This is a genomic window from Thermodesulfobacteriota bacterium (genome assembly GCA_026415035.1).
In the GTDB taxonomy this organism is placed as follows: Bacteria; Desulfobacterota; BSN033; order BSN033; family UBA1163; genus RBG-16-49-23.
The window spans coordinates 23,111-29,634 of sequence record JAOAHX010000033.1 but is presented as its reverse complement, the minus strand read 5'-3'; the positions used below and the strand labels follow the sequence as shown (position 1 = coordinate 29,634).

6 protein-coding genes are annotated in these 6,524 nt (G+C 57.6%); all 6 read left to right on the top strand.

All coding sequences use genetic code 11. From position 1 onward, the window contains the following. Positions 1-726 (top strand): glycosyltransferase family 2 protein (locus N3G78_13955; protein MCX8119019.1); only part of this gene is annotated, 726 nt, incomplete at its 5' end. A gap of 5 nt (positions 727-731) precedes the next feature. Next, the gene (locus tag N3G78_13950; GenBank protein MCX8119018.1) at positions 732-2,132 is read left to right on the top strand and encodes a radical SAM protein; all 1,401 of its coding nucleotides are present in this window, start codon (positions 732-734) and stop codon (positions 2,130-2,132) included. Beyond that, positions 2,129-3,229, top strand: coding sequence for a CoA protein activase (locus N3G78_13945; protein ID MCX8119017.1), 1,101 nt, complete (start codon positions 2,129-2,131; stop codon positions 3,227-3,229). The genes N3G78_13950 and N3G78_13945 overlap by 4 nt, the downstream gene beginning before the upstream one ends. 17 nt (positions 3,230-3,246) lie before the next feature. Continuing rightward, positions 3,247-4,185: an acyl-CoA dehydratase activase-related protein gene (locus N3G78_13940; protein MCX8119016.1), complete on the top strand. Its 939-nt coding sequence runs from the start codon at positions 3,247-3,249 to the stop codon at positions 4,183-4,185. Between the two features lie 5 nt (positions 4,186-4,190). Beyond that, positions 4,191-5,159 carry an acyl-CoA dehydratase activase gene (locus tag N3G78_13935; protein ID MCX8119015.1) on the top strand — a complete coding sequence of 323 codons (969 nt, stop codon included), beginning with the start codon at positions 4,191-4,193 and terminating at the stop codon, positions 5,157-5,159. Further along, the gene (locus tag N3G78_13930; GenBank protein MCX8119014.1) at positions 5,156-6,523 is read left to right on the top strand and encodes a B12-binding domain-containing radical SAM protein; all 1,368 of its coding nucleotides are present in this window, start codon (positions 5,156-5,158) and stop codon (positions 6,521-6,523) included. The genes N3G78_13935 and N3G78_13930 overlap by 4 nt, the downstream gene beginning before the upstream one ends. The last annotated feature ends 1 nt before the right edge of the window (position 6,524 follow it).

The following is a 6,524-nucleotide window of genomic DNA, read 5'->3' as shown; positions in this document are numbered from 1 at the left end:
CCTGTATTCTTCGTTGAATCGGGTTATATTATATTGGATCGGGGGAACAAGCCGTTGAAGAGGATATCGGTCCTAATCCCGGCGTATAATGCCGAAACCACGATCGGCTCGGTGTTGAAGAAATTAGAGGCCCTGGGCATCGAGACTTTCGTGGTCAATGATGGATCGACCGATAAAACCGCCGAGGTGGTCCGGAGATTTGGAGTGACGTTGATCGAGCACCCTTCCAACCTCGGAAAGGGGGCAGCCCTTCGGACCGGATTTCAATCGATCCTGAAGCAAGACTATGACCTGGTCATCACCCTCGATGCCGATGGTCAACATGATCCCCTCCAGATCCCGATCCTTCTCAAGGCCTTTCAAGCGGTCGAGCCGGACCTCCTCATCGCCTCCCGAGCCTGGGAGTTTCATCGGATGACCTTTCTCCGCCGTTTCTGGAATCGCCTGGGCGTCAAAGCCGTCTCCCGGCTCTGCCACGCCGACATCACCGACAGCCAGTCCGGGTTCCGATTGATCCGAACCCGGGTTCTGCGGGAGATCTCGCTCACCACCAAGGGATTTGAGATGGAGCTGGAACTGCTGATCAAAGCTTGCAAAAAGGGGTTCAGTGTGTTATCCATTCCCATAACCGTAACGAACGTGGATGGAAGGCATACCAGCCATTTTAGGCCAGTAACCGACACCTGGCTTGTCTGCAAACTCTTTCTCAAAAGCCTCCTCTGGTGAATTCGATGGATCTCTATCGAAAGGCGAAATTTTACTCCATCACCAAATTTACCACCGCGGCCCTCTCCCTTCTGGCCAGCGCCTCCAAGGAAAACCTGATTCGCCTCAGCTTCTTGGCCGAAAGGATCCCTCAAAAGGAGTCCTATCGCCAGAAGATCCGCTGGATCCGGACTCTTTTCCAGACCGAACACCCCGCCCTGACGATCGCCAGAAGGCTTCTCAACGAAACCCATCCCCTTCACCGAAAGAAGATCATCACGAACTTCATCATCCAACAGCTGCTGGTGGGCACCAATCGGAGAAAGGCCTTTGAAGAGGAGAGGGGCTTTAAACCCCCCAATGCGATGCTCCTGAGCCCCACGATGCGCTGCAATCTCAACTGCTTTGGATGCTACTCGGGCTCTTACCCCACGGAGGAGGAGCTTCCCTTCGAGGTGATCGATCGCCTCATCGGGGAATGCAAGGAGATGGGCATCTACCTGGTCATCCTCACAGGGGGGGAGCCCTTCTTGAGAAAAGATCTCTTCGATCTCTTCGAAAAACATGGAGACTGCTTTTTCCAGGTCTATACCAACGGGTCTCTCATCGACGAAGAGATGGTCGACCGGTTCGTCGCGCTGGGAAATGTGGTCCCCGCCATCAGCCTCGAGGGCTTCCGGGAAGAGACGGATGAGAGAAGGGGAAAGGGGAGGTTTGACCAGATCGTCAAGGCGATGGACCTCCTCAAAAAGGCGGGCATCTTTTTTGCCGTCTCGACCACCCAGACGACCCGCAATACCGAGACGATCGGGAGCGATGCCTTCGTCGACTTTCTGGTGGACAAAGGATGCATCTTTCTCTGGAACTTCCACTATATTCCGATCGGCCGCCAGGCTGACCTGAGCCTGATGGCAACCCCGCAGCAGAGGGCGTGGATTCGAGAGCGGTTCGCCTACTTCCGGGCCACCAAACCCCTCCTCATGGTCGACTTCTGGAACGATGGCTGCCTCACCGAAGGGTGCATCGCAGGGGGGAGGAAGTACTTCCACGTCAATGCCCGTGGCGATTTGGAGCCCTGCGTCTTCTGCCACTTCGCCTACGACAACGTCAAGGAAAAGTCCCTCTTCGAGGCCCTCAACTCCCCGCTCTTTAAGGAGATTCGAGCGAGACAGCCCTTTTCGGACAACCTCTTTCTCAACTGCCCCCTGATCGACCATCCCGAGCACGGAAGGGAACTCGCCCTCAAGTATGCGAGATACTTCACCCATCCAGGGGCAGAGGAGTTCTTCACCGATCTGGCCACGGCCATCGAGGCCTACGCCAGATCGTATCGCCCCTTAGCCGAGGCGGCGTGGCGGGAGAGGGCCCGGATCGGGATGGAATCCTCTCCCCCCATCGAGAAAAGGACCGCAGGTCAACATGGATGAAAGTCACCTTTCCCCACCTGGGGACCATGCACATCTTCTGCAAGGCCATCGCAGAGACCGCAGGCATCCCCTACGTCGTCCCGCCCGAAACGAGCCGTAAGACGCTCACCCTGGGCGTCCAGAACTCCAACGAATGTATCTGTCTCCCTTTTAAGGTCATCCTCGGAAATTTTATTGAGGCCCTGCGGCTCGGAGCCGACACGATCGTCATGGTAGGGAGTGGGCCCCCCTGCCGGCTGGGGCTCTACGACCTCGTCCAGAAAGTCATTCTTGAGGACCTGGGCCTCCACTTTCGATGGCTCACGATCCCTCCCCGGCTGACCTGGCAGGCCCTCTGGAAGAATTACGAAGAAACTAAGGAGCTGAAGAAGGAATTGACCTGGAAGAACATCCTCCTCTTCCCCCACGGGCTCCGGATGGGATGGAAAAAGATGATGGCCTGCGAGGCCCTCGAACGATTGGCCATGAAGGTCAGGCCGAGGGAAGTCGATCGAGGGGAGACTCAGAGGCGGCTAAAAAGGGCCCTCTCGGAAGTCGATGAGGCCAAGACCCCTCGAGCGCTCGAAGAGGCGTTGAGGCGGGGCAAGGCCTTGATTCAAAAGACCGACCAGGACCTCTCGCGTCGACCTTTTAAAGTGGCCGTGGTCGGAGAACTCTACACGGTGATGGACCCCCACATCAACCGGGGAGTCGAACAGAAATTGGGGGAATTGGGGGTGGAGGTCACCCGCACCTCCTGGTTTTCGACCCATATCTTGAGAAGTCTTAGGAGGAATCAGGAACGTCCCTCTTCAGAAAGGGCCCGCTTTTTAGAGGCCTCGAAGGCCTATCTCGGTTATGAGGTCGGAGCCGAATGTAACGTCTCCATCGGAGAGGCGATCGTGAGGTCCCGGGAGGGATACGACGGGATCGTCCATCTCATGCCCTTTGCCTGTATGCCCGAGACGACGGCCTCCGGAATTCTGACCCGGGTGGGGAAGGATTTCAATCTTCCCATCCTCACCTTGATCCTCGACGAACAAGAGGTCGAAGGCCGGATCCAGACCCTCCTGGAGGCCTTCGTCGAGATGTTACAATGGAAGAGAAAGGCCGAATAGGGATCCTTAGAGCCCTCATGTTCTACCGGTACTTTCCCCTCTGGAAAACCTTCTTTGAGGCGTTGGGATGGCGTGTGGTCGTCTCGGAGGGGTTGGGAAAGAGGGGGAAGCTCCACTACCTGGAGGACAGCTGCCTTCCCATGAAGCTGCTCGTCACCCATGCGATCCATCTGAAGGAGAAGGCGGTGGACCACCTCTTCATCCCGAGACTGGTGAGCCTCCATCGGTCTTATATCCTGTGTCCGAAATTCAGGGCCGCCCCGGATGTCGTTCGGCTGGCCCTCGAGGGTGGGATCTCCATCCTCGATGAGACGATCGATCTTCGAGAGAGAGAATATAGCCTGCCCCGATCCTTCCTGGTCATCGGAAGACGACTGGGGGCCTCTGAGAAAGAGGCCCGAAAGGCCTTTCAGAAGGCCGAGACCTTCTTCCACGAGTTCCAGAAGGGATGGGAGAGACGGATCAATGGTCTTTCGACAAAGGAGCTCTTCGACCTGGAGAGGAGGACGCCCGAGGAAGTCGAAGACAAACCTTTCCGGGTGGCCCTCATCGGCCATCCCTATAACCTCTTCGATCCGGATATCAACAAGGATATCCTGACCTATGCCAAAAGTCTGGGCATGGGTCTGGTCACCTCGGAGGGCCTTCCTGAAAAGGAGATCGAGAGGCAGGTTGGCGGTCTTTCGAAGGAGATCTACTGGTCGTCGGGCAGGGAGATCGTCGGCGCCCTCTTCCATTTCCTCACCACGGGGGTGGACGGGATCCTCTTCCTCACCTCCTTCAAGTGCGGCATCGATGCCCTGCTTCAGGAACTGATCCGAAGACGGTTGAAGAGGAACGAGCAGGCCTCCCCTCCCGTGCTCTTTCTCACCCTCGATGAACATTCCGCAAGGGAAGGATGGATCACACGGCTGGAGGCCTTTCGAGAGGTCATGGAGGCGAGGAAGAAGGGTTAGATCCGATGGAAAGGGCCGCCGTGTACTTAGGCATCGACGTGGGCTCGATCACGACGAAGATGGTCCTCCTCGGCGAGGCCGATGAAATCTTGGCCTCCATCTACCTCCGCAACAACGGCCGCCCCGTCGAGGCGATCCAGCGGGGATTGGAGCATCTCTTCACTCGAGTGGGCCGAGAGGCGTCCCTCATGGGGGTGGCCACCACCGGAAGCGCCAGGCATCTGGCCGCCTCTCTCGTGGGAGCCGACCTCGTGAAGAACGAGATCACGGCCCATTCGGTAGCCGTCCTCGACCTCTACCCGGAGGCCAAGACGATCTTCGAAATTGGGGGCCAAGATGCGAAGGTGATCCTTTTGAGAAACGGCGTGGTGGTCGATTTTGCCATGAACACCGTCTGCGCCGCCGGGACGGGTTCCTTCTTGGACCAACAGGCGGGCCGGCTCGGCCTCTCCATCGAAGAATTTGGGAGGCTGGCCCTCCGGGCCAGGCATCCCGTCCGGATCGCGGGGCGTTGCACCGTCTTTGCAGAGACCGATATGATCCACAAACAGCAGATCGGCCATTCCATGGAAGATATCATAGCCGGCCTCTGCGAATCCTTGGTGAAGAACTACCTCAACAATGTCTGTCGGGGGAAAGAACTGCTCCCTCCCTTCATCTTTCAGGGCGGGGTGGCGGCCAATCCTGGGATCCGGAAGGCCCTTGAAAAAGAACTGGAGACCCCCCTGTTCGTGCCAGAGCACTATGGTTTGATGGGGGCCATCGGAGCGGCTAAACTCGTGAAGAGGGCCAGGCTTTCTCAGACCCGATTCAGAGGATTTGAATCGATTCGGAAACCTTGGGTGACCCGGGGTTTCGAATGCAATGAATGCGGAAATCAATGCGAGGTGATCGAACTGGTGGTCGCTGACGAGGTGATGGCCTGCTGGGGAGACCTCTGCGAGAGATACCGGGGAAAGGTTGGCAAGGCATGAAGATCCTTCTCATCAACCCCGCCCCTGCCGGGACCCTGAAGGCAACCGGGGTGCTCTTCCCTCCCCTCGGGATCCTCTACCTTGCCGCCTATCTGGAGCGGGAAGGCTTTAAGGTCGAGGTGAGGGACCTGGCGGTGAAGAAGAACCGAAGGGACCTCGACTTTCGATCTTACGACCTGATCGGCATCTCGACCGATACGACCCGACACAAACAGGCCCTCCACCTTGCCGAGAGGGCAAAACGGCAAGGCTGCACGGTGGTGATGGGGGGCCCCCATCCCGGATATGTCGATGAGGAGATCCTTTCGACCCAAAAGGTCGATTTCATCGTTCACGGCGAGGGAGAGGTCACCTTCTCGGAATTGGTTTCGAGACTGGAAAAAGGAGAGGGGATCGAATCCGTTCAGGGCATCAGCTTCTTGCGAAAGGGCAAGCTGGTGAGGACCCCGCCACGTCCCTTTCTCGAAGACCTGGATCGGCTTCCCCTTCCGGCCAGACACCTCATCGATATGAATGATTACCGAAGGACCAGGCTGGGAGACCGGCCCATTACGCCCTTAATCACCAGCCGGGGCTGTCCCTATCGTTGTGCCTTCTGCTCCTCCTCCCATTTCTGGGGGACGAAGGTCCGGATGAGAAGCGTGGAGGCCATCTTGAACGAGCTCGAGGAGCTCTACCATCGCTACCAGTTCAGGGCTGTCGCCTTCTTGGACGACACCTTCAACGTCTACCCCGAGAGGGTCATCGAACTCTGCGAGGGCATTCGTGAACGGAACCTCGACCTCTGGTGGTGGTGTCTTTCCAGGCCCGATCTCCTCCTCCGAAACGAGGAGATGGTCAAAGCGATGGTTCGGGCAGGGGCGAAGTCGATCTTCATCGGCGTCGAATCCCCCCGTCAGGAGACCCTCAAGGCCCTCAACAAGGGGCTTGAGGTGGGGGAAACCGTCCGAGCCATCCAGATGCTCAAACGGAATGGCCTCGAGATCCACGCCTCCTTTATCCTCGGCGGGCTGGATGACACCCCCGAGACGATCCGGGAGACGATCCGTTTTGCCAAACGCCTCGACACCAACGTGGCCCAATTCTCCATTCTCACTCCCTATCCGGGCACGGCCATCTATGAGCAGGTGAAGGATCGCCTGATCAAATGGCGGTCTCCCTGGTCCTTCTTCGACATGCAGCATCTGGTCTTCAAACACCCACACCTCTCCTTCGTCCGCATGGAATGGTATCTCCTGAAGGCCCACCTCCTCTATTACACCCGGTCCCGCAAGGCCCTTCAGGATATCTGGGGTCATATCAAGAAACACCGCCTTGGGCTCAGAACGATCCTCCGATTCCTACAAGACTACTTCGGGGGGTGAG